Here is a 23,790-nt window from a genome sequence, read left to right on the forward strand (position 1 = left end):
AGCACCAGCAGCGTCATCGGAATGATCTTGGCCGCCATGATCTGCCACGGATGGACCGGGCTGACCAGAAGCTGCTCGACCGTGCCGTACTCCTTCTCACGTACCAGGGCGGCTGCGGGCAACAACATCGCCACCATCGAAATCGAGCAGAACAGCTCCACCAGCCCGACGAACCACGCCGTATCCAGGTTCTGATTGAACCAGACCCGCGGTCGAACCGCCAGCGGCATCGTTTGCTCCAACTCGTCGAGGCTCACCGCCGTCTTCAGCGGCACCCGTGAGAAGATATTCGAGATGTTGCCCATCGCCAGCGCGGCGCTGTTCGAGTTGGTTCCGTCAAAGACCAACTGCACCTTGCCCTGCTGCCCGCGGGCCAGGTCACGCGAAAAATCGGCGTCCACCACGATCACCACCAAAGCCTTGCTCGACAGCAGCAGGCGGTCGATCTGCGAGTAGTTGGCGATGGATTCGACGATGCGAAATCGCGGTGACTGCAGGTGGCTCAACAGCGTGCTGCTGGCCTGTGAACAGTCCATGTCGCAGACCGCGATGGGAAAGCCCATGATGTCCAGCGAGAAGTTTCGCGCGCAGACGAACACGTCCACCGTGAACACCCACAGCACCACCACCATCAGCACGGGGTCGCGCCAGAACTGCAGAAACTCCTTCTTGACCAGGGCCATTGTCCGCATCGTTCACCTGATCCGCTTGCTGAAACACTTGAACGAAATCCAGTACAGCACGATCGAATAGACGGCCAGCGTGGTCAGCGTCGGCCAGTTCATCGACCATCCGGTCCCCTTGAGGAACACGCCGCGCAGGATGTCCAGATAGTACGTCGTCGGCAAAAAACGTCCGATCAGCCAGATCGACCACTTCGAAGCGCTCAGCGGCGTGAAAAAACCCGTGTACAGAAACGACGGCAGCAGCGTGGTCACCATCGTCACCAGAATCGCCGCCACCTGCGTGTTGACCAGCACCGAGATCAGCATGCCCACCGAACACGTGGCGAACAGGTACAGCACCGTCGCGAACGCCACCAGCGCCAGACTCCCCCGAAACGGCACCTCAAAGACGTACAACGCCAAACCCATCAGGACCACCGCGTTGACCAGCGAAATCATCAGATACGGCAGCAGTTTGCCCAGCAGCAGCTCCGCTTTGCTGATCGGCGAGCAGTACAGCGACAAAATCGTCTGCGACTCCTTTTCCCGCACGATGCTCAACGTCGTCAGCAACGCCGGATAGTACATCAGCGTGGTCGCGATCAGTCCGGGCACGATGAAGTTCGCGCTGCGAAGCTCCGAGTTGAACTCGATCCGGGCGCTGATGTCCACCGATCCGCGGCCCAGATGCGGCAGGTGCCAGCGGCCCTCGTTGAGCGACCCGAGGAATTGCTGGTGGATGCTCTCAGCGAACGTCCGGGTGATCTCCGCCCGCACCGGAATCACCCCGTCAATGATGAACTGCACCTCGCCCTGACGCCCGTGATGGTAGTCCCGCTCGAAACCCTGCGGCACGATCACCGCCGCCCGGATCCGTCCGGCCCGCAGGTCCTCCTCCATCGTCGGAAAGTCGCTGTACCGCTGAACCACGTCGAAACTCTCCGACGCCGCCACCGCGTCCACGTACGTCCGGCTCAGCCGCGTGTCGTCGCGATCCAGCACGCCCGTCGGTACGTGCTCGATGTCCAGCACCAGTCCGAACCCGAACGTCACCAGGATGAACGCCGGCACCAGCAGCGCCAACGTCATGTACAGCGGGTCGCGAATGATCTCGTTGAACTCGCGCCGCACGATGGCCCAAAGCCGTCTGCCGCTGATATCGGTGGAAATTCGCATGCCGTTGTCGTGTTCTCCGCCGGCCGGCCCGGCGGCTGGGGGTGTCTACCGCTTAATCGTACCGGGGTTTTCCGACCGCAGTGCCAGCATCCGCTGCAGGGCGACCAGCGCGTCATGACGCTGATGCTCGTTCACGAACACCTCGTTGACCACCTGACCGGCGGCCAGGTTCTCCAGCACCCACAGCAGCCGCGCCGCCGTGCACCGCTTCATCGTCTCGCAGTACGTCTGCAGCGGCGAAAGGTTCATCACCGTCTTGCGCCCCTTCATCTTCTCCGCCAGGCGATCGACCATGTCCTTCTCGGTCCCGACCGCCCAGACGCTGCCGTCCTCGCTCTGCTCGACCGCGCGGATGATCGCCTCCGTGCTGCCCGCCATGTCCGCCGCCCGCACCACCTCATACCGGCATTCGGGATGCACGATAACGCGGACGTTGGGATGCTCGCGGCGAACCCGCGCGATGTCATCGACGGTAAAGTACATGTGCACGTTGCAGCAGCCGGGCCACAAAATTACCCGCGGCTGCTCGTGAAGCTGGCCCATCCCGCCGTCCGGCAGCTCCGGATTGTACAGGGCGGTGTCCGCCAGCGCCATGCCCATCGCCACCGCCGTGTTGCGGCCCAGGTGCTGGTCCGGAGCGAACAGGACGATATCGCCCCGCTCCAGAGCCCAGCTCATCACCGCTGAGGCGTTTCCGCTCGTGCAGATCACCCCGTCGTGCCGCCCACAGAACGCCTTGATCGCCGCCGATGAGTTGATGTAGAACACCGGCACGACCTTCTGGCCGCCGAAGCGCTCGCCGATGTGGCTCCACGCCTGCTCCAGCGCCTCCGCTGAGGCGGTATTGGCCAAGTAGCACCCAGCCGAAAAGTCCGGCAGGATCACCCGCTGCTTCTGCCCGCAGAGCGTCCGCGCCACCTCAGCCATGAAGTACACGCCGCAGAACACGATGTACCGGGCGTCCTGGGCGGTGGCCGCCTGCTCCGAGAGCTTCAGTGAGTCGCCGGTCACGTCCGCGAACTGGAACGTCTCCTGCGGCTGGTAGTGGTGGGCCAGGATCAGCACCTCGCCGCCCAGCTTCTCCTTGGCCGCCCGGATCCGTTCGTACAACTCCGGTTGGGGGATTTCCGCGTATCGGTCGTCAAACTCCCGCATCAGTCCATGCCTTCCCAATCGATCCGGCCCAGGGCCCGCCAGTCGGCCAGTGCCCGCTGAGCCTGATCGATAATCAAATTGTGGTCAAACGCCAGTTCCGGCAGCTTCTCCAGATCGAACCATTCAAAGGCCTCGGCATCATCCGCCGCCGCGGCCGCCGCGCTCGCCTTCACCAGAGCCAGATATGCCAGCGAAATAGTCCGACCTCGCGGGTCGCGCCCGGGCTCGCCGAACGCCCGGAACTGCTCGATGAAACCTGGAACAAGGCCAGTCTCTTCCTTCAATTCACGCAGCACAGCCGCCGGCAGGTCCTCGTCGATCTCCACAAACCCGCCCGGCAGCGCCCAGCACCCCTGGAACGGCGCCTTGCCGCGGCGCACCAAGCCGACCTGGCGGCGCCCCTCGACCCAGCGAAGGCACACCGCGTCCACCGTCACCGACGGCCGCGGATGGTCGTACGTAAACTGCTCCTTAGCCATGACTTAATATTCTAATCCGCCCGATCCCCCCAGACCAACGCTTTTATCGGTCCAAACAGTTCACCTCGTCATTCCGCCAACGCGCTGGCACCGTGACGCCGCACCACAGCCACCCGTGCCGCTCCGCTCGTCCCGGTTACCCCGCCCACTTCCGGTATCACCGCCGCCACCAGCCACTCACACTGACCCTACTGCACCCCAGAATTCCCCACCATCCGCCGTCCTCCCGCCGCCAATTCCTACCTTACGCCTTCACCCCCCGGCCGTTCCTTGCCGCACGCCAATCCGTTGGTCGCTCACCCGCCACGCGTCTGTCTTCCGTCCGCCCACCCAGCGGTCGCTCTCACGTCGCTCCCTTCATTCTGTCCACTGATCCCGCGGTCACTCACCCGCCAGCCGATTTCCAACCGCCCACCGACCCACCGATCGTTCCCGCGTCGCCCCGTATTTGCCCTGCCCACTGCTCATAGGTCACTCACCCGCTACCCGATTTCAAGCCGTTGACAACGACATCGTCTTGCCTCCCTCAGAGTCGAACGATCAATCTTGTCCGGACCCGCATTTAGGAATATAGGATCGTAAATTCCTGATTACCATCCGGAATGGTTCAAATGTGGGTGCGATGGTAAGAGGCGGCGGTGAATGACGCATGGGTGGCAGCGGTATGGCTGCGACAACTATAGTGAATACAAACAGTTAGACTCGACAGCGGGTGCCGACATTCCGCCTAACGTTGACCGGGCCAAGCGTCCGATAACCAACGATAGCTGGGACGCCGCACCTCTGCGCGGCGACTGCCGGGAAACGGGTGATGACCAATCGGGTGATTCTGCTTGCTCTGGCTGCATCAGCGGCATGGGCCGGACCCGCCGCTGGCGATTCCCATGCGCCAGATGGCGATCAGGCTTTTGATTTTATCATTACAGCTAAAGAAGTCAGGATTGACCTGACCGCCGCGGGAACTTCCGGGGCGAATCGGCTGGAGTGTTACCGGGAAGGTCAGGAAGCACCGGTCTTCGCCCAGCCGCTGGCCAGCGGCGAGCCGGTCCGTCTGGCCTTCGAGGAAACCGGGGTCTACGTCCTGAAGCTGGCCGGTGGGGGGGATCAAGACGCCACAGCCTACCGGTGCCTGGTGGACTGGGAGCCGCCGATCGTGGAACTGCGGGCGGTGGACCTGGTCGAAGGACGGCTGGCGATCGAGTGGGTGGCCTTCGACCGTCACTTCGGCGCCCAGCCGATCAGCCTGTACCTGGTTGACGATTCCGACCAGCGCCTGCTCAGCCGCACCGGCAACGGCGGGTGGATCAGGGCCGACGTCGACCCGCTGCCGGATGGCGCGCGGGTGAAGGTGGTGGCGACGGATTTGGCCGGCAACGCGACGGCTGCGATGTCGGAACCGATCGTCACGCCGCCGCGACAACCGGTCGCCACCGCGCCGGCATCGCAGCCGGTAAGCCAGGTTCAAGCCGAACCAGCCGCCAAAGCGCCCATCGAGATCCCACCCGACGCGCGCCTTCATCACGTCATCGGCTCGCGCTATCGCGCCTCCGGACAGTTCCGCCTCGCCCGCTATCACCTGGACAAGGCGGTGGAGTTTTGTCCGAAATTTGTTGATGCGTATGTCGATCTGTCGGCTGTACTTGGCCTGATGGAACGCTATAATGAGGCGCGGCAAGCCTGCGAGCGGGCCCTGGCGATCGACCCGAATCATCTCGGCGCGCTCGAAGAGCTCGGTACTCTGCACGTTCGGCAGGGACGGCTGGTCGAGGCGATCGACTGTTTCGAGCGACTGACGCAAATCGACGGCAAGCACGTTCGCGGGTGGCTTAGTTTGGGTGATGCCTGCTGGATGGCCGGGCGGTTCGACCGGTCGCGAGAGGCATGGGAAAAGGCCCGGACGCTGGCCGCGGAGGCCAAATCGCCGCTGCTGGCCCAGGTCGAAAAGCGGTGCCGAATGGCGAGCCCGCCGGCAGGCGGCTGACGGAAGGAACGATGGCGAAACAACCAGCGGCAAAATCGATCTACGTGATCGCGGGCAAGGACCGCTACCTCAAGCAGGCCGCCGCCCACGACCTGCAGAACAGCCTGCTGGGCGAAGATGAGGGGATGGGGCTTTCCACCTACGACGGCAAGGCGGTGGACATCGGCACCATGCTGGACGAACTCCACACCGTGCCGTTCCTCGCGCCGCGCCGTGTGGTGATCATCGACGACGCCGACAAGCTGATCAGCGAGGAGCGGGACCTCTTTGAGAAGTACTTCGCCCAGCCGAGCCAGACCGGCGTGCTCGTGCTCATGTGCGAGACCTGGCGGAGCAACACCAAGCTGGCCAAGGCCCTGCCGAAGATCGGTCAACTGATCACCGCCGAACCGAAGAAGGGCCGCGAACTGGCCCAGTGGGTCAGCAGCGAGGCCAAGCGTCTGGGCAAGAACCTGCCCGTCAACGTCGCCCAGAGCCTGGTCGAGGTGGTCGGCTCGGACACCGGACGCATCATCAACGAGCTGGAAAAACTCTCGCTGTTCGTCGGGCAGCGGCCGACCATCACGCTCGAGGACGTCGAGCAGCTCTCCGGCCCCACCGCCGAGCAGAGCATCTTCCTGATCAACGACCTGATGGCCGAGGGCAAGGCGGAAGAGGCCCTGACCACCCTCGACCGTCTGATGCGAAACGACCGCTCAGCCGAGTACACGATGGTGGGCGCGCTGGCGTTCTCCCTTCGGCGGCTGCTCAAGGCCCGCGCATTGGCCGACGCGGGCTACTCGCTGCGGGACATCCCGCGCGAGTGTGGCATCACGTATCCCGGTCTGGCCGACCGGTTCATGGCCCAGGTCAAGCGTTTCACCGCGGCCGAACTGAAACACCTGCTCGCCGAGTTGGCCGAGGCCGACCGGGCGAGCAAAACCGGCGTCGGCGACGCGAAACTGAACTTGGAAAAGTTCATCGTATGCGCGGCAAATCCAAGATGAACAAGTCGGCGGCACGGATGGCGCCCTTGTGGCTGATCGTCGCGACGACGGTCAGCGGCTGTGACGCCGGTGCGATCTTCCACCGGACGCGGGTGCGGACGTTCAATACGCCGTCCAGCGCTCAAAGCCCCTCGCCGTCCCAGACCTCGGAGTACCAGCAGGCGGCCAGGACCGACGAACCCGCGCACTCCGCTGATCCCTCAGCCGCCGATCCGGAGCAGACCAACTCGCAGGTCTCACAGATGCTCGACCGCATGGTCCATGCCCAGCAGAAGTACCGCCAGCGGCAGAGCCCGCCCGTTCAGTCCGGCCAGGCGCCCGGCCGCGAAATCGACTCCGCCAGCATCGCCGCCAAGATCGCCGCCCGCCGGTCCTACACGGTGGAATTGTCAGCCGACGATCCGCCCGCCGACGAGCCGCTGATCCAAGAGCCGGAACCGCCGGCCCCGTCGCAGCCCCCAGCCTTCACCATCGAACCGGCCAGACCGCCCCGCCCGCTGCTGGCGGTCGACGATCCGTCAGCCAAAACCCCCACCACCAAGCCGAGCCTGTCGGAGAAACCCGGCAACGGCCACGCTTCCGCAGCGGACGGTCCCGCCATTCGAATCACCGCGGTGGCCGATCCGGCCAGGTCGCCGGGCTCAAACTCTCCCACCCGGGTCGATCCGCCGGTCGCGACGGTCAGAAGCGACGGCGTTCATCAGGCCAACCAAGCCGCCGCGGTCGACGGATCGCCAGCCGCGGGCGACGCCCAGCTTTCCGAGTTGATCCGCCGACTCGAAAAGAAGATCGACGTGCAGCCGGACGACGTGGGCACGCAATTGAAGCTCAAGCTGCTCTACGCGGTCCTGGGCCACTGGCAGCAGGCCCTCAAGGAGAATCGCAGCGGCCAGGGCGAACCGACCGCCGAAGCGCTGGCGCCTACCGTGGTCAAGCTGATCCAGATCTTTGACGACAGCGCGATCTCATCCGCCGACCAGGCCAACCAGGCCCTGACCCTTGTCGATGAACTGCGGCGGGTCCTCAAGGCCAGCGCCGACCTGAAGGTCTCGGCCCTGCAGCTCTGCTGGCAGGTCCAGAGCTTCGGCTGCTACAAGCCGATGGAGCCGGGCTACTTCCGGCCGAATAAGGACCGCGACGTGATTGTCTACCTCGAGCTCGATAACTTCACGAGCAAGTTCATCGAGGATACGAAGGTCTACCAGACCCTCCTGGCCCTGACCATCGAGCTGATCGACGCCGACGGCAAGGTGGTCCACCGCCAGCACGACGAGCGGATCGAGGACGCCGCCCAGTCCCGCCGGCGCGACTTCTACATCGCCCGGATCATCGGCCTGCCCGCTGTCCCCGCCGGCGAGTACACCCTCAAAGCCACCGTCGAGGACCTGGTCGGCAACAAGGTCTCGCAGTCCAGCCTCAAGCTCACCTACGCCGAAAAGTAGGCCGCCCGCCTACGAGCCCGACGCCGAAACCTCCCTGGCCAGCCCCTGATACCCCAGGTGCATGATCAGATGGTCGAGCAGCACCATGGCGGTGAAGTTCTCAGCCACCGGCCAGATCCGCCCGACGATCGTGGGGTCGCGCCGCGTGATCGCCGACAGCTTGGCGTCCTGGTGCGTGTACTTGTCGATCGTGTGCTGCGGCTTGGCGATGGTCGGAGTCGGTTTGACCGCCACCCGCACGATAATGTCCTGCCCGGTCGCCAGGCCCCCGGTGATGCCGCCCGCGTTGTTCGAGTCGAAGACGACCTTGCCGTTCTCGCTGTGCATCTGGTCGTTGTTCTGGTAACCGGTCATGTCCTTGACGCGGAAGCCCGCGCCGACCTCGACGCCCTTGACCGCCCCGATGCCGAGCATCCGGCCCAGTTCGCCGTCCAGCTTGGCAAACACCGGCTCGCCCAATCCTGTCGGCGCGCCGCGGACCACCACCTTGACCACGCCGCCCGACGAATCGCCGCTCGCGGTGATCCGGTTGCACGCCTCCAGCATGGCCTCCGCCGCGTCCAGATCCGGACAGTTGATCACCGAATGGACGCCGTACTTTTCCTTGATCGCGTCGGCGTCGAAGACGGGCGTGCGGCTGCGGATCGCGTCGATCTCCTTTTCCACCTCAGCCAGCACCGCCATCTTCTGCAACAGCCGCATCTCCGGCTTGATCCGCCCGCGAACGTAGATCTCCTGGTAGAACGGGTCGTGGTCGTGGCGCATCCGCTTGTACTGGTTGGTCAACTCCAGGGCCTTGACCGAGTCGATCTCCGGACACGCCACGCCGGCCGCCTCATCGATGTAGCTGAACACCTCGATGCCGCACCGCTGCAGCACCCGCTTGGCGATCGCCCCGGCCGCCACGATGGTGCAGGTGTACCGGCCGGAGAAGATCCCCGCGCCCACCGCGTCGTCCGACGGGCCGTACTTGGCGAACGTGGCGTAAGATGCATGGCCCGGACGCGGCGTGCGATTGGTGTCCTGGTACTGCTCGACGTGGATGTCGTGCCGGTCGAGGTTCGGGATGAAGACCGTCAGCGGCGTGCCGTTGGTCAGCCCGCGATTGCCCGCCCCTTTGATCGTGTCGGCGGCGTTGACCCCGGTGCAGATCACCGGCAGGTCCGGCTCCTTGCGCGGCGAGGACAGCTCATCCGCCCCCGGTTTGCGCAGCAGCAAATCGCCGTAAACCTCCTGCTCCGTGACCCGCAGGCCGGGCGGCAGCCCCTGAATGATCGCGGCCAGGCCGTCCTGGTACGAACCGCCGGAAACCGTCACCTGAAAACACCGGCCGATGTGGCATCCGAACATAACACAAATCTCCAACTGCGACTGCGTCGTGTCCCGTATTCTAGCGAAAAGCCCGCTGAATCGCACGGGTTTGCCGGAAGGAGCGGCCAAAAAGCGGCCTGCCGCTTAACGCTGTTTCGCGAAGGTTAATGCGGCTGGGCCGTCATCTGGTGCAGTTGCTTGACCAACTCGGGAAGCATCCGGCTGGCCGGACCGGGCAGAACCACATCGGCCGGTTTGGGCGTGTCGGTCAGATCCGGCGCCACGTTGATGACGGTGGCGCCGGTCGCCTTGGCCTCCAGCAGGAGCGAAGCCACCGGCTGGACCGATCCGCACGTGCCGACGGTCAGAACCAGTTCGCTCCGCTGTGCCGCCTCAAGCCCAGCCTCAAACGCCACGTCGGCGGCCGCTTCGTCGGGCCAGGTCACGCCAGGCCGCAGCCAGTGGCCGCACCGCGGGCATCGGCACTCCGACTGAGAGTCCTCCGGCCCCAGCTCGCGGCCGAACCCGCACCGCGGACAGCGGTCGCGCCAGATGCTGCCGCACAGCTCGAAAACGTTTCGTGACCCAGCCTTCTGCTGAAGACCGTCGATGTTGCACGTGATCACGAAGAACTCCGGCACCTCCCGCTCCAGCTCAGCCAGGGCCTCGTGCCCGGCGTTCGGCTGGGCTCGAGCGATCTGCCGGCGGCGGTCGTCGTACCATCGCCGCACCTTCGCCGGATCGGCCTCAAAACCCCGGACGCTGGCGCATTCCTCGGGCTCAAACTCGTCCCACGTCGCCATGCGTCCTCGAGACGATGGCACGCCGCTCTCCGCTGACAGCCCCGCGCCCGTATAGGCCACCACAAAGTTCGCCTGGCGGATCAATTGCGCCGCGTGGCTCACCGCCCTGCGGGCAACGCCCGGTACCGGTTGGTCTGGCTCCGACATGGCTATTCCACCCCAGAATCGTGCTAACTACTTTGATTCTACCGGCCTACGGCGTTTATGCAACTACCTCGAAGCACAAGCTCCCGGAATTGCTCGACCGGCCCGGGCTCATCGTAAAGGTTTGGCCCAGAACCACTTAAGTGGCCATCGGCGTCGCCGGGCCCGGAAAAGATGGTTCTGACGGGGCCGAATCCCCGATATAAGGCCGTACAAGGCCCGTCATATCCCGTAGTCGGGTTCCCAATATCAACCCTGTGAAAGGGCAGGACGATGGACGGACAACTCTGGTGGATCTGGATGGTGCTGGCTGCGGTGCTGATCGTGGCTGAGATGTTCACCGCCGGTTTCTTCCTCCTGTGGTTCGGCATCGGGGCGGGCGTGGCCGGGGTGATGGCCCTGATCGGGCTGCCGTTTGTCTGGCAGTTGATCGGTTTCATCGTGGTTTCGGGGCTGCTGTTCGCCTTCTCTCGCCAGTTCGCCGAGGAGGTCACCGCCAAGCAGCCGCCGGGCATCGGGGCCGATCGGTTCGTGGGGCAGATGGGCGTGGTCATCGAAGCCGTCGATAACATCCGAAACACCGGCCGCATCCGCGTCGGACAGGACGAGTGGCGGGCCGACAGCGCCACCGGCGAAGGACTGCCCGTCGGTACCGTGGTCAAAGTCGTGGCCATGAGCGGAACCCACGCCGTGGTCCGCCAGGTCGAAGGCGAGGCAGCAGAGCAACAGGCGTAACCGCGGGTCCGGGTTACGACCCTGACGCAACGGCAATAACTCCCGCTCCAAAAGGAGGATTTCACGATGGGCATGCTGATCTTCATCATCATCGTCGGGATCGTGGTCATCATCACCGCGGCCCTGGGTATCCGGATCGTCCGGCCGTACGAGAAGGGGCTGATCGAGCGGCTCGGCCGCTACCAGCGGACCGCCGACAGCGGGTTGACCATCATCATCCCTTACCTCGAAAGCATGGTCAAAGTCGATATGCGCGAGCAGGTCGTCGACGTGCCGCCGCAGGCCGTCATCACCAAGGACAACGTCGCGGTCGAAGTGGACGCGGTGGTCTACTACGAGGTCACCGACCCGGTCAAAGTCACCTACAACGTCTCCGACTTCTACCTCGCCGCCACCAAACTCGCCCAGACCAACCTGAGGAACCTCATCGGCGACCTGGCCCTCGACGAGAGCCTCACCTCGCGCGAGGCGATCAATACCAAACTGCGGCAGGTGCTCGACGACGCCACCGACAAGTGGGGCGCCCGCGTCTCCCGCGTCGAGCTTCAGCGGATCGAACCGCCCCGCGACGTGACCGAGGCCATGCACCGCCAGATGAAGGCCGAACGCGATCGCCGGGCCATGATCCTCGAAGCCGAAGGACGCAAGAAGTCAGCCGTCCTCCAGGCTGAAGGCCAGCGCCAAGCCGCCATCCTGGAGGCGGAAGGCAAGGCCGAGGCCATCCAGAAGATGGCCGACGCCGACAAGTACAAGCGGGTCACCGTCGCCCAGGGCGAAGCCGAGGCCACCGTCAACGTCTACCAGGCCATCCACAAGGGCAACCCCACCGCCGACCTGATCGCGGTCAAATACCTCGAGGCCCTCCAGGCAATCTCCAACGGCCGGGCGTCAAAGGTCTTCCTGCCTTACGAGGCCTCGGGCATCCTCGGCAGCATCGCAGGAATCAGCGAACTGCTCAAGGAAAAGACCGCCGGCGACGGTCACGCCGCACAGACGCCAAAGGCCGGCTAAACGCAGTCCGACATGCGCGTCAAAAGAGGCGTCGCCCGGATGGGGCGACGCCTCTTGTTCTTTGAAGGGACTATCCCGCTTTGACCATCCGCAGCAGACCGCCCGCGCCCAGAATCTTCCGCTGGCGGTCGGAGAGGTCCAGCTTCGCCTGGAACTCGGTCTTCTTCGTGGCGTTCCTGACCGTGACCGTCTCAGCGGCGCTTCGCACCGCGTCCATCAGACCGGGAATTTCAAGCCGGTCGCCCTGGTCGACCGCCTCATAGTCGGCGGGGTCGGCGAACGTCATCGGCACGATTGCGAAGTTGATCAGGTTGGCGAAGTGAATGCGCTCGATGCTCTTGGCGAGTACCGCCTTGACGCCCAGGTACATCGGGCACAACGCTGCGTGCTCGCGCGACGAGCCCTGGCCGTAGCTGTCCGCCGCCACGATCACGCCGTGTCCGCCTTCCCCCTTGAGGGCCAGCGCCCGGTCGGCGAAGCTCGGCTGGCCGTCCTCGTTGAGCGGGTTGAACACGTACTTGGCGTATTCGGGCACGTTGGACCGGTACTTGAGCAGCGCCCCGGCGGGCATGATGATGTCCGTGCTGATCTTGTCGCCCACCTTGATGACGACGCAGCCCTTCAAATCGCTCGGGGGAACCTCGCTCAGCGGCGGCGGCACGATGGTCGGTCCGCGGAACACGTCCGCCGACCCCGCCTCGGCCTCCGGCAGCGGCGGCTGAAGCATGTTGTCGTTGACCGCGAAGCGCTTGGGCCACTCGACTCGCGGATACTCGATCCCGAACTTCTCGCCCAGGTCGCGCGGGTCGGTGAACTCGCCGGTGATCGCCGCCGCGATGCACGTCTCGGGGCTGGCCAGATAGACGCGGTCGCCCTTGGTGCCGCTGCGGCCGGGAAAGTTGCGGTTGAAGCTGCGCACCGACACCGTGCCCTGGGCCGGCGAATAGCCCAGCCCGATGCACGGCCCGCACGCGCTCTCCAGTATCCTCGCGCCGGCCGCGACAAAACTCCGCAGCCCGCCCGCCGCGTCGATCATTTCGAGCACCTGTTTCGAACCGGGGGCCACCGCGAACTCCACCTGCTCGTGGACCGTCCGGCCCTCAAGTGCCTTCGCGCAGAGCATCAGATCCTGATAGCTGGAGTTGGTGCACGAGCCGACCACCACCTGTCCGACCGGCTGGCCCGCCAGCTCCGAGACCGGCACGATGCTGTCCGGCGAACTGGGCGCGGCGGTCAGCGGCTCGAGCTGCGAGAGGTCGATGTCGATCACTTGGTCGTACGCCGCGTCGCGGTCGGCCGCCATCGCCCGCCAGGCCTCGCCGCGTCCCTGCGCCTCGAGGAACTGCCGGGTCGTCTCGTCGCTGGGAAAGATGCTGCACGTCACGCCCAGTTCGGCGCCCATGTTGGTGCACGTCGCCCGCGCCGGCACCGACAGCGACTCGGCGCCCTCGCCGAAGTACTCGACCACCGCGCCGACGTTGCCGCGGGTGGTCAGGATCGAGAGCAGCTTGAGGATGATGTCCTTGGCTGAGACCCACGGCCGAAGTTCGCCGGTCAGGTTCACGCCGATCACCTTGGGGCAGGTCAGGTAGAACGCGCCGCCCGCCATGGCCACCGCCACGTCGAGTCCGCCCGCTCCGATGGCGATCATGCCGACGCCGCCGCCGGTGGGCGTGTGGCTGTCGGATCCGATCATGGTCGCGCCCGGACGGCTGAAGCGTTCGAGGTTCACCTGGTGGCAGATGCCGTTGCCCGGCCGCGAGTGCCACGCCCCGATCTTCCGCGCGATCGACTGAAGGTAGAGATGGTCGTTATGGTTCTCCGGGCCGAATTGGGCCATGTTGTGATCGACGTAGCTGACCGCCAGCGGCACGCGGACGCGGTCCAGGCCGATCGACTCGAAGAGCAGATAGCACGTGGTCCCGGTGGCGTCCTGGGTCAGGGTCTGGTCGATCCGGATGCCGATCTCGCGGCCGGTCTCGAGCCGCCCGTCCACCAGGTGCTCCTTGAGGATTTTGTGCGTCAGTGAAAGTCCCATGGGTTCTCCTTGATCTTCCATCAGAGGCCAGACCATAAAGGCTATGATGGCCGCCCCGCGCAGTCAAGGAGTATTGCGGATTCGCTTCGCTTAAGGACCAGCAGGAGCACGCGGACCTGTCCCTCCGCCGCCCTCGGCGGAGTCTTCCTCTCTACCCGCCCAACGCGTAGATCCGGTTGGTCGCGGGCAGGCTGACGATCTTGGAGTAGTGGTGCACCCGGCAGGTGCAGGCGGCGGTGCCGATCGTGGTTGGGGCCTCGATCACGAAGTCGGTGAAATCGGGCGCGTTGAACGCGAGGAATGCCAGATGGATGCACTCGGCCAGGCGTTCCGAACGCTCCGAGAGGTCCGCGAAGGCCACCGGGCCGATATCGACCTGGTAGATGCTTCGCTGCTCCTCGATGTTCATCGTCTTGACCGGGCACTCGATGATCGCCCGCAGGCCGGTCTGCTCGTTGTGAATCTCGGTCTGGCTGACCATGGGCAAGCCGTCGTGCGTGGCCTGGCGGATCTCGTCGAAGCTCGTCAGCTCGCGCACCGAGGCCGGCTCGACGATCCGGTACTTCGGCGTGCCCCAGAGCCGGTCGTACGGCGTAATGTTGCGGTAGTTGTCGCTCACGGACGCCCGCCGACGGAAAATGACGCCGACCTCGGCCCCGAAGACCGGCGTGAAATCATAGTTGTCCGCGATGAACAGGTCCCGCTCAGCGAAGGTGTTTTCGCTCTTGCACGCCCCGCACTGGATGAAGTCTTCCTGGACCCCGTTTGGCTCGTCGATGATCCGCGTGCGGGACTCGACCCACAGGCGCAAGCGGTTGGCGGGCGAGGTCCCGTGAACAAACGACCGGCCGTAGTCGATGACGTTCATGGCAAACTCCTATGGTATGGCAACTGGGCGGGATACTACAGCGATCATCGCCCGACCGCAAGCATGCTCCGATGTTTTTGTGCACCCTTCGGCCGCAGCCGGTGCCTTTTCTACGGAGGGACGGAGAGTTTTGCCGTACGGCTGGATCGGCGCCTTTGGCGAAGGATGGCAGGCTGCTTTGGCTGGAGGTGATCCATGCGCTTCTTCTTCAAGGTCCAGGACGGCAGGCTGGTCAAGATCGACATGGAAACGGGGTTGTCGGTGGCGGTCCGGTCGCCAATCGAGACGCGGGTGGTCGAGATCGCCGCCGTGGGTGAGCGCTTGATCGTCCGCGAGGACGCCGCCGGGCATCCGCCCGACCGGTCCAATCTGTACGCCTTGAATCACGATTTTGAACCGCTCTGGACCGCCCAGCCGTCGGCGCTCGGCGACCCCTACGTCGCGCTGCTGCGCGTTCGCGAGGAGGGCGTCTACGCCGCGTCGCGCGAGGGACGCGTCTGTGTGCTCGACGCCGCCTCCGGCCGGGTCGTTGAGACGATCCGCAGCCCGCAGAGCTGCTCGGACTCCGGATTCGACCCCTCCTGCCCGATGAAGTCATGGAAGGGGTTCTTCAGCCTCACCGGCGGGAGCATCCTCTACTGCCTCAGCGCGATGTTCCTGCTCTACGGCTTCTTCGCGCTGCTGGGTCCGATCCTGGCCCGAAGCCACGCTCTCGCTGAAACGCTGCCGTGCATCGGCGTGCTGAACGTCTACGAACTGGCGCTGCTGGGCGTGCTGCTGCTGATCGTGCTGTGGAAAAACGTGACCGACGACGCGATCTCGCTGGTGGTCCTGATCGCCCTGTTCCTGATCGCCAACGGCTCAGCCCTGGACACCGTGGCGACCGAGGCGCCGGAAGCGGTGTTGTACCTGGGCGTCGGCGCGATGGTGCTGGCGGTGGGCAAATTGTACGTCCTGCGACGCTTCATCATCCCTCACTTGAGCGGCTTGTACCTGGGCGGGCTGGCGATCATCCTGCTGTGGAACTTTCTGTGCGGCCCGCTTCTGGCCCAGGTCAACCGCGGCGTGGCGACGTCGGACACCGTGCCGCCGGGACCGTGGCAGGCGGCGTGGATGGCCGTCCTGGCCGCCGGCGTCTTGTTCCTGATCCAGGCGCTGCGAACCCCGGACCCGCAGCGGGATCGGACCGATCCGCTGCCGTTCCTGCGCACCGCGGCCATGCCCGCTCTGTTCGCCCTGGTTGTCCTGACCGCGTCTGGTCTGCACCAGTTGGGCTTGGCCCACGCGATCAACTTCTCGCACCGGTTCCTGGATTTCGTTCCCGTCCTGGCCCTGGCGGCGCTGCTGCTGGTGGAGGTCCTGCGGGTGGCGGGTGTGCGGTCGCGGATATGGACGGTGGCGATCGCAGCCGCTCCGCTGGCGATCACGCTGTATGCGATCTGGGGTCGGCCGGTCGCTTCGGCGGCGCCTTGGCTGGAGGTCCTGTGGCATCCGCCGGTCATCCTGACCGCCACGGGCGCGGGCGTGCTGGCGTTGTACCTGGCCCATCCGCGGCGCGGCTTGCTCCACGTGGCCGTCGCGTACGGTCTGGCGGTTCTCCTGACGTGGGGCGCGACCGGTTTTGGCGATCCAGCCCGGTTGAATTGGACGCAGGTGGGGGTCGTTCTGGTGACGCTGCTGCTGGTGCTGGGGATCTGGCGCCGCAATCCGGAGCTCTGCTTCGGCGGGGCGGTGGTGGCGGCGTTCGGGTTGGGCTTCTGGGATGGTCTCCAGCACATGGCTCTCGCATGGGGTCTGACCGTACCCGGTGCGGTGCTGGGCGTGGCCGGCTTGGCGACGCTGGCGATCTACGTGATCTTCGGCGACCGGTTCTCTCGCAACCTGGCGGCGCTGGGGGCCTTGGCGTTCATGGTGTTTGTCCTCGACCTGTTCCCGCAGCAGGTGGCCTGGGCCGATCTGGCGGTGGTTGTGATGGTGGGTGTGGTCGGCACGCCGCTGTGGATGCGGACGCGGGACTACGTGCCGATCGTGCTGCTGTGCCTTCCGCTGGCCCTGCGGCTGTGGGCGGTCGGCGTGGCGATGGGTCCGTGGCGGTACGTGGCGATCAGCTTCGCGCTCCTGGCGGCGGGAACATGGCTGAGCCTGCGAAAGGCGGCGTCGGAAGCGCCGGCGGCGCTGCCGGAGGTTCAGAAGTAGCGGACGGTGAACTGCTTGTAGCGGCCGGTGGGCTCGACGTCCTGGGTCTGGACGTTCTCGACGTACGGCCCCATCTCCTGCCGGATCTCATCGACGAAGCGGTCGATCTCGTTCGGCGGGCCCTCCACGTGAATCTCCACCCGCCCGTCCGGCAGGTTGGCCACGTATCCGGTCACGTCGTATCTTCTGGCGACGCTGCGGGCGGTGTAGCGAAACCCGACGCCCTGGACGTCGCCCTCGAAGTGAACCAGCCTGGCGGTCATCGGATCCCCCTTGTGTTCCTGCCTGCCCTCAAGCCCAGCGGCTACCGCCGGCGAATCAAGCCCGCGACGGCCCCGGCCACAAGCAGCAGCAGCGTCGCCGGTTCTGGAGCGGCCGCCGCGGCACTGGACGCCGCCGTCGAGAACAGATCCTGGGTCATCATCACCAACTCGGTCGGCACGGTGCCGAACGCGGCGCCGCCGCCCAAGCCGCCGGGAATCGCCATGTCGAGCGTGATCTCGGCTTCCAGGTCGAACGTCTCGCCGACGCTGGCCAAATAATCGAAGGGGATATCCGCGTCGTCGAACTCCAACAGGTAGACGGTGGCCAGATCGCCCATCGCGATCGGCGAGACCTCAAAGTCGTTGGCGTGGAAGCTGCCCGAGGTCGCCGTGGTCACCGAGCCGTCGGCTGCCCCGACCAGGCTGACCGTGCCGGACCACAGGTCGGTCCCGTTCTTGGCGAGGTTCAAGCCGAAGACCATCTCCAGCCCCGCGGCGCTGCCCGCCGTGTTCGGAATGACCGCAGCCAGACCGCCGTCCAGCAGGAAACTCGACTGGAGGTTCAGCGGACTGCCGGTTGGGAAGGTGGGAAACTCAGACTCCAGGACGTTGATCGTGCGGGTCTGACTGGCCGTCGAGGAGAGGGCCAGGCTGACCTCCGGATCGGCCGAGCCCGCCGCCGTCTCGAGCACAAAATCGGTCGGCACCGCGCTGTTGTACTGCGGATCGTTCGAGAGCACCCGGTTGTAGGCCGACCACAGGGTCGCGCCCGCGTCCGACTGTGACATCTCCGTCAAGGCCTCGACCGGCGTCTGGGTCTGGGTGGCTGGGTACTGCCGGGCGAGTTGCTCGGTCTGCACGACCTCGCCGCTGCGCGACTGGGTGATCTGGCTTCGGGCCACCACCTGGAAATCGGCGACGTCGGCACAAATCCGGCAGGCCCAAACGCCCACGATCAGGGCGGCGATTGCGATGGTACGGGTCATCTTGGTCTCCTTGACTGCCAAACGTTGGGGCCTGGTGAAAGGGAATGCCGTTTCACCTGCCCAATTTAACATCGACCGGTTGGGCGGGCAAGGAAAAGCCCGCTGGCAACGATAGCGCCGAACGCACCATGGCCCTTGCCGACGCGGGTGCGTCCGCCTATAATATCGGCAATACGGTAGTTGCGTCTTGGGTCTTTCTAACCTCATACAGGGGGTGGACTTTGGTCAAACGGGCTGATTTCCTTGATCGTTTTGACAGCGTCGAGCGGGCGCGGTGGTATCGTGACCGCTTCAAACACGGACGGCGGGCCCGGACCGATCAGCGCGAGCGAACCGCCCTGCGTGAGGTGCTGCAGCCGCTGGGACGCCTCGGCGCGGTCCTTGACCTTCCCAGCGGGACGGGCCGCCTGTCGCCGGTGCTGGCCGAAAACGCCGACCGGACGATCCTGGCCGACGGGGCGCCCGCCATGCTGGAAGTGGCGCGGGAAGACCTGGGCACGCAGGGGATGGATTACCTGGTCACCGACGCCCGGGCGATCAGCCTGCCGGACCAGGACGTGGACCTGATCTTCTGCCACCGGTTCATCCAGCACATTCACCACCTCGACGACCGCCGCAAAGTACTCCTGGAGTTTGCCCGCGTTTCGCGAAAGTACGTGCTGATCTCGTTCTACCCTCCGGGCTTCGGCAGCTACTTCAAGTGGTTTCGGCATCTGATCCTGAGGCGACCGGACAATCCCAAGCCGGTCTCCTTGAGCGAGTTCATCGCCGATGCGGAACGGGCGGGCCTGCGGCTCAAGCACGCCCACCTGTTGCGGCGATTCCCCAAACCGGGTAGCTTCTATCTCTTCGAACGGACCAACGGCCAAGCGGCAGCCGCCAGCCCGCTGGGCGGCGCCTCCGGTTAGTAATCTGAGCCTGCGTTTCCATCTCACGCCTTTGCGTCTGGTTGGGCTATTTCAAAATCTGATTTTGAAACAGCCCGGACATCTGATCTATAAGATTTATAGTTATTCTTTATTAGCGCTGGTGATTGTAGGCCAGTCTGCAGCGGACTACGTCCGCTTGAACTTCTTCTTCAGCTCGTCGAGGGTCATCCGCAGGGCGGTGGGCCGGCCGTGCGGACAGGTGGAGATCATGTCGATCTTGCGGCGGTACTCGAGCAGGGACTGGATTTCCTCGGGGCTCAGCGGGTCGCCCGCTTTGACCGCCGCCTTGCACGCCAGCGACTCGATGACGTGTTCGATCGGGTCGGTGGATGCCGGTCCGACCTGATCCTCAAGCCGTTGGAGCAAATCCTCAAGCAGTTGCGAGGCGTCCACGTGGTCCGTGAGCATGGGCAGGCTGTGCACCGCCACCGACCGGGGGCCGAACGGCTGAACCTCGATGCCGGCGTCTTCAAGGCTCCCGCGGATCGCCTCGATCTGGGCCATCTGCCGGGCGGTCAGGTTGACCACATGCGGCACGAGCAGCCGCTGGCGGGGGATCGGCCCAGCCTGCAGATGCTCCTTGAGCTGCTGGTAGAGCACCCGTTCGTGGAGGGCGTGCTGATCGATAATCATGAAGCCCTCCGGAGTCTCGGCCACCAGGTACGCGTTGTGGATCTGCAGGGCCGGTTGGACCTGCGGAGCGTCGTTGGGCTGACGCGCGGCTGGGCAGGGGGGTTCGGGCGGCGCGGTCGGTTGCGTGGGGCCGGGCCGCAACGCCGCCGGTCGAGGAGTGGGCATGCTCCTGGCGACGGCCCGAGGCACCTCGAAATTCAGCGACGGCTGAGCGACGGAGGCAGTTCGCAAGTAGTCAGCCAAAGCCCGGGTCACCGACTGCTTGAGCTCCTCGCGCTTCGGATCAGCGTTCGCGGTTGGCGTCTCTTCGGACTCTGCCTCGGTCTCGGGCTTCTCGTCGGTCAGCCGGGCGGACAGGTCGGCCGAGAGAAACCGGTCGCGGATCGTCCCGAGGATCAGGCTGTGAATCTGACCCGAATCGGAGAACCGCACCTCGCTCTTGGTCGGATGGACGTTGACGTCCACGAAGGCCGGGTCAATATCGAGAAAGATAAACGCGACCGGCTGACGGTCGCCGGTCAGCAGGCCGCGATAGGCCTCGCGCAGGGCGTGGGCGATGTAGCGGTCGCGGATCGGACGGCGGTTGACGAAGAAGTATTGCCAGCGGTTCGACGGCTTGGAGTTCTCCGGCCGGCAGACGTACGCCTGCAGCGTGAACGTATTGTCCTGATGGAATACCTGTAGCAGGCCGTCGGCGATTTCCGGCCCGAACACGTCGCGGATGCGGTCGCGAGGATCCTCGGCCGCCGGCAGTTCCAGCACGTTCCTGCCGTTGTGGTCGAGCCGAACGGCGACCCGCGGAAAGGTCAAAGCCGTGCGGATCACCTGCTCCTGGACGTGGCCGAACTCGGTGGCCGACGTCTTGAGGAACTTGCGCCGCGCGGGCGTGTTGTGGAACAGGTTCTGGATCTCGATGACCGTACCGGGCGACCCAGCGTACGGGCGGACCGCCGACGGCTGGCCCTCGATCACCTCGACCTCGCCGCCGCTGACCGCGCCGGGCGTGACCGAGGCGATCCTGACCAGACTGACCGAGGCGATCGACGCCAGCGCCTCGCCGCGAAAGCCCATCGTTCCAATCGCGTAGAGGTCGTTCTCATCCGTGATCTTGCTGGTGGCGTGCGGCTGGACGGCCATCGGAATCTGCTCGGGCTCGATCCCGCCGCCGTTGTCGACGATCCGGATCAGCTTCGTCCCGCCCTGCTCGACCCCCACCTCGATCCGATCGGCCCCGGCGTCCAGGGAGTTCTCGACCAGCTCCTTGACCACGCTGGCCGGACGCTCGATGCACTCGCCGGCGGCGATCTTGTTGACCAGTTGGGTTGGCAGTATCCTGATGGCGGCCACGGTCGGTCCCGGTTCTCCAAAGCCTTTTCCGCATTATAGCCGCCGGCCAGGCCGGTGGAAAGCCGCAGACCAGAATGGCCGCTGAAACGCCGCGACGGCCAAAGCCTACTCGCGAGCGCGGGTGTTCTCCTCGATCCGGAAAATCACCAGGATCACCTCGAGCCAGATCCGCACCACCAGGACGTAGAGCAGGAATACGATCGGCGAGACGATCAGCAGAACGATGCCGTTGCTGACCCCCTGGGCGAATCCCGACAGGATGATGCCGATCATGCCCAACGCCACGACGACGATGGCGATGATGTAGAGCACGCGAATGACCCGGGTTGTGACGAACTCCGAAAACGACAGGTCGAATAGCGCGGCGAAGAACCCTCTTTCGCGGTCCATCACTGGCTCCTCCAAGAAAGACAGAAACCCCACGACAATGGTGCCACGACGGAACAGCCGTCCTGGATCGCATTGTAACGCCCGCCGACGGCGGTGCAACAGGGAATCGTCAGCCGGCGGCCTCAGCGACGCCAAATCGACGCGCCGCGAGGCGCCGGCAGGGAGTCGAACAAAGCCGTAAAGTCGTCAGTCATCTTCTCGACCGTGAAACGCCGCCGGACCAGGTCGCGCGCGTGGCCGGCGACCTCGCGGCGAAGATCGCCGTCGCCGATCACCTCGAGCAGCCGCTGACGCAGAGCGGCGGCTGAGAGCTGGTAGAAAAAGAACCCCGTCTGGTTGTTGACGATCGCCTCGTCCATCGATCCGATGAAGTACGAAACCGCCGGCACGCCCGCCGCCATCGCCTGCAAAACCGACAGGCTCAAACACTCGTGGTACTCGCTGGTCAGGCACACCAGGTCCAGGCCCGGCAGCAACTGCGAAACGTCCTCACGCTGACCGAGCACCGAAAGGTACTGGCCCAGCAGCCCGCTCTGCCGCGCCCACTGATGGACCGCCGCCCGGTTGGGTCCGTCGCCGATCACGAAAAAATGCACGTCGCGCCGGTGCCGGACGATCTGCCTGGCCGCCGCGATGAAGATGTCGTGGCGCTTGTCCGCCCGAAGGTTCGCGATCATCGCGATCGCCGTCACGTTCTCGTCGGCCAACCCGAGAATCGACCGGGCCCGGTCTCGCCACTCCGGATGGTCGAACCGCTCGACGTCCACGCCGTTGTTGATGACCGCGATCTTGCCCAGCGGCACCTTGTCCAGAGACGCCATGCTCCGCTTGTGCCGTCGGCCCAGGGCCACGAACCGACGGACCAGCGGATAGAGCAGCCGGTTGACCGACTCGAAGTTTAGATGGCCCGGCTGCGAGTAGATATGCGCCCACACCGCCACCGGCACGCCCGCCGCCCGCGCCGCGATCGTCCCCCAGAACATCCGGTCGCCCCCGCTGCCCACCGCCGTCAGTGCCCGAATGCCCTCGCCGCGAATAATCCGCATCAAACGCGGCGCCGCGTGGTAGTCGTACCGGTCAGCCAGAAGCTTCTCGTGGACGGCAATGCCCGCCTCTTCGAGCGGCGCCGCCAGCGGCCCGCGGTCCTTGAGGCACGCGATGACCGGCCGGTACCGCCCGCGCCGCTGAAGCTCGCGGACCAGGTCGAGCAGCACGTGCTCCGCCCCGCCGGTCTCAAGCCGGTTGATGACAAACAGGATGCCGTTCGCTTGTGCCGTCGTCATCGGCCTCGCACCCAATCCCACAGCCCGATCGCCATCCCTCGCAACTGCCCGCGATGGAACGCCCGATCGCCGGCCATCGCGAAGGCCAGCTCGATCGCGAACAGCCCGCCGACCGTCCAGGCCAGCATCAACGCCTCGCCGACGCCGATCGGAAACGCCCGGATATTTATACGCAGATAATTATAAACGGTTTCCCGCCCGGACTGAACCGCGTTCTCGCGGCCGCCCGGATGCGAAAAATGATGAACCGGACACGCGGTGATCCGGACCAGCCGCCCGCGACGATAGAGCCGCGCCGATATCTCCTTGTCTTCGCCCATCCCGTGGCCCGGCAACCGCTCGTCGAACCCGCCGACCTCGCGCAACGTCCGCACCCGGGCGGCCAACGCGCCGCCCTGAAGGTCGGGCGTCTGCTCCAGAAACGAAAGCCGACCGAGCTTCCCGCCAAGCGGCCCAGGACGGTGGTAACGACGCAAAACCGACCAGAGCCCAGCGTACCGGTAAAGCTGCTCGATCACCTGCCGGCCGATCTTCTGACGGGCGGCTTCGACGATCGGAAAGTCGGCGCCGGCGATCTGCCGATCGACGTCGAGGTTGAACACCAGTTCCAGGTACGCCAGCGCGTCCCGATGGAGCTGCGCGTCGTCGTCGAGAAAGAAAATCACCGGCGACTCCGCCAACTCCAGGGCAAGATTCCGAGAGCGGGTCAGGCCGCGACGCTCGGGCGGTTTGCGATGGTGCAGCAAACGGACGCTCTGCGCCTCAGCCCGTCGACGCCAGTTGGCCAGCAGATGGTCGTCAAGCCGGCCGTCGTCGATGACCAGAATCTCGTCCGGCGGCCGCGCCTGATCGAAGCACGACGCCAGCGCCGCCAGGAGGGCTTCCGGTCGGTTGGCGGTGCAGATGGCGACGGCGATCTTCATGGCTTGTATTATGGACGCCGAAACGCCGATTGCAAGACCGGCGGGG

21 protein-coding genes are annotated in these 23,790 nt (G+C 65.3%); 7 read left to right on the forward strand and 14 right to left on the reverse strand.

Annotated features, from left to right (window positions below):
* From GXY33_20625 to GXY33_20640, 4 genes are all read right to left on the reverse strand, one after another.
* Window positions 1-692, reverse strand: a 692-nt coding sequence (locus GXY33_20625; protein NLX07552.1) for an ABC transporter permease, incomplete at its 3' end; no start/stop codon positions are given.
* Window positions 693-695: 3 nt separating this feature from the next.
* Window positions 696-1,841 (reverse strand): ABC transporter permease, encoded by a 1,146-nt coding sequence (locus GXY33_20630; protein NLX07553.1) that lies wholly within the window; start codon window positions 1,839-1,841, stop codon window positions 696-698.
* A gap of 45 nt (window positions 1,842-1,886) precedes the next feature.
* Complete coding sequence (gene nadA, locus GXY33_20635; protein ID NLX07554.1) at window positions 1,887-2,996, reverse strand: quinolinate synthase NadA; 1,110 nt, start codon at window positions 2,994-2,996, stop codon at window positions 1,887-1,889.
* Window positions 2,996-3,475 carry an NUDIX hydrolase gene (locus GXY33_20640; protein NLX07555.1) on the reverse strand — a complete coding sequence of 160 codons (480 nt, stop codon included), beginning with the start codon at window positions 3,473-3,475 and terminating at the stop codon, window positions 2,996-2,998. Before GXY33_20640 ends, nadA begins: the two co-directional genes overlap by 1 nt.
* An 811-nt stretch (window positions 3,476-4,286) precedes the next feature.
* On the opposite strand from GXY33_20640, the gene GXY33_20645 reads away from it, so the two are divergent.
* From GXY33_20645 to GXY33_20655, 3 genes are read left to right on the forward strand one after another with little or no spacing between them, the layout of a single operon-like run.
* Window positions 4,287-5,456 (forward strand): tetratricopeptide repeat protein, encoded by a 1,170-nt coding sequence (locus GXY33_20645; GenBank protein NLX07556.1) that lies wholly within the window; start codon window positions 4,287-4,289, stop codon window positions 5,454-5,456.
* Window positions 5,457-5,467: 11 nt separating this feature from the next.
* Entirely contained in the window at window positions 5,468-6,442 is a 975-nt protein-coding gene (gene holA, locus GXY33_20650) for a DNA polymerase III subunit delta (GenBank protein ID NLX07557.1), read from the forward strand.
* Window positions 6,421-7,884: a hypothetical protein gene (locus tag GXY33_20655; protein NLX07558.1), complete on the forward strand. Its 1,464-nt coding sequence runs from the start codon at window positions 6,421-6,423 to the stop codon at window positions 7,882-7,884. The genes holA and GXY33_20655 overlap by 22 nt, the downstream gene beginning before the upstream one ends.
* 9 nt (window positions 7,885-7,893) lie before the next feature.
* On the opposite strand, the gene GXY33_20660 is transcribed toward GXY33_20655, so the two are convergent.
* A complete protein-coding gene (locus GXY33_20660) occupies window positions 7,894-9,234 on the reverse strand; it encodes a chorismate synthase (protein NLX07559.1) in 1,341 nt (446 codons plus the stop codon).
* Between the two features lie 125 nt (window positions 9,235-9,359).
* Entirely contained in the window at window positions 9,360-10,145 is a 786-nt protein-coding gene (locus tag GXY33_20665; GenBank protein ID NLX07560.1) for an NAD-dependent protein deacylase, read from the reverse strand.
* 270 nt (window positions 10,146-10,415) lie between these two features.
* On the opposite strand from GXY33_20665, the gene GXY33_20670 reads away from it, so the two are divergent.
* Together GXY33_20670 and GXY33_20675 are read left to right on the forward strand one after the other, a co-directional pair.
* Entirely contained in the window at window positions 10,416-10,877 is a 462-nt protein-coding gene (locus GXY33_20670) for an NfeD family protein (GenBank protein ID NLX07561.1), read from the forward strand.
* Window positions 10,878-10,949: 72 nt separating this feature from the next.
* Window positions 10,950-11,888 carry an SPFH/Band 7/PHB domain protein gene (locus GXY33_20675; GenBank protein ID NLX07562.1) on the forward strand — a complete coding sequence of 313 codons (939 nt, stop codon included), beginning with the start codon at window positions 10,950-10,952 and terminating at the stop codon, window positions 11,886-11,888.
* Between the two features lie 70 nt (window positions 11,889-11,958).
* Here the strand turns inward: GXY33_20675 and GXY33_20680 are convergent, their stop codons facing one another.
* Window positions 11,959-13,926, reverse strand: coding sequence for an aconitate hydratase (locus GXY33_20680; protein NLX07563.1), 1,968 nt, complete (start codon window positions 13,924-13,926; stop codon window positions 11,959-11,961).
* Window positions 13,927-14,077: 151 nt separating this feature from the next.
* A complete protein-coding gene (locus GXY33_20685; GenBank protein ID NLX07564.1) occupies window positions 14,078-14,794 on the reverse strand; it encodes a hypothetical protein in 717 nt (238 codons plus the stop codon).
* Between the two features lie 195 nt (window positions 14,795-14,989).
* Between GXY33_20685 and GXY33_20690 the strand changes: the two genes are divergently transcribed.
* Entirely contained in the window at window positions 14,990-16,990 is a 2,001-nt protein-coding gene (locus GXY33_20690; GenBank protein ID NLX07565.1) for a hypothetical protein, read from the forward strand.
* Here the strand turns inward: GXY33_20690 and GXY33_20695 are convergent.
* Both GXY33_20695 and GXY33_20700 read right to left on the reverse strand, forming a co-directional pair.
* Window positions 16,981-17,253 carry an acylphosphatase gene (locus tag GXY33_20695; GenBank protein ID NLX07566.1) on the reverse strand — a complete coding sequence of 91 codons (273 nt, stop codon included), beginning with the start codon at window positions 17,251-17,253 and terminating at the stop codon, window positions 16,981-16,983. The genes GXY33_20690 and GXY33_20695 overlap by 10 nt on opposite strands.
* Before the next feature lie 41 nt (window positions 17,254-17,294).
* Window positions 17,295-18,239 (reverse strand): PEP-CTERM sorting domain-containing protein, encoded by a 945-nt coding sequence (locus tag GXY33_20700; protein ID NLX07567.1) that lies wholly within the window; start codon window positions 18,237-18,239, stop codon window positions 17,295-17,297.
* A gap of 221 nt (window positions 18,240-18,460) precedes the next feature.
* On the opposite strand from GXY33_20700, the gene GXY33_20705 reads away from it, so the two are divergent.
* A complete protein-coding gene (locus tag GXY33_20705) occupies window positions 18,461-19,147 on the forward strand; it encodes a class I SAM-dependent methyltransferase (protein ID NLX07568.1) in 687 nt (228 codons plus the stop codon).
* Window positions 19,148-19,294: 147 nt separating this feature from the next.
* Here GXY33_20705 and mutL read toward each other — a convergent pair whose 3' ends face one another.
* The 4 genes from mutL to GXY33_20725 all read right to left on the reverse strand — a co-directional run bounded on the left by mutL (window position 19,295) and on the right by GXY33_20725 (window position 23,744).
* Window positions 19,295-21,148, reverse strand: a complete 1,854-nt coding sequence (gene mutL / locus GXY33_20710; GenBank protein NLX07569.1) for a DNA mismatch repair endonuclease MutL — start codon at window positions 21,146-21,148, stop codon at window positions 19,295-19,297.
* A 105-nt stretch (window positions 21,149-21,253) separates the two neighbouring features.
* Window positions 21,254-21,538: a DUF4282 domain-containing protein gene (locus GXY33_20715; GenBank protein NLX07570.1), complete on the reverse strand. Its 285-nt coding sequence runs from the start codon at window positions 21,536-21,538 to the stop codon at window positions 21,254-21,256.
* 122 nt (window positions 21,539-21,660) lie between these two features.
* Entirely contained in the window at window positions 21,661-22,821 is a 1,161-nt protein-coding gene (locus GXY33_20720) for a glycosyltransferase (GenBank protein ID NLX07571.1), read from the reverse strand.
* Window positions 22,818-23,744: a glycosyltransferase family 2 protein gene (locus GXY33_20725; GenBank protein NLX07572.1), complete on the reverse strand. Its 927-nt coding sequence runs from the start codon at window positions 23,742-23,744 to the stop codon at window positions 22,818-22,820. Before GXY33_20725 ends, GXY33_20720 begins: the two co-directional genes overlap by 4 nt.
* Window positions 23,745-23,790 lie beyond the last annotated feature (46 nt).

The organism is Phycisphaerae bacterium (assembly GCA_012729815.1).
Classification (GTDB): Bacteria; Planctomycetota; Phycisphaerae; order JAAYCJ01; family JAAYCJ01; genus JAAYCJ01.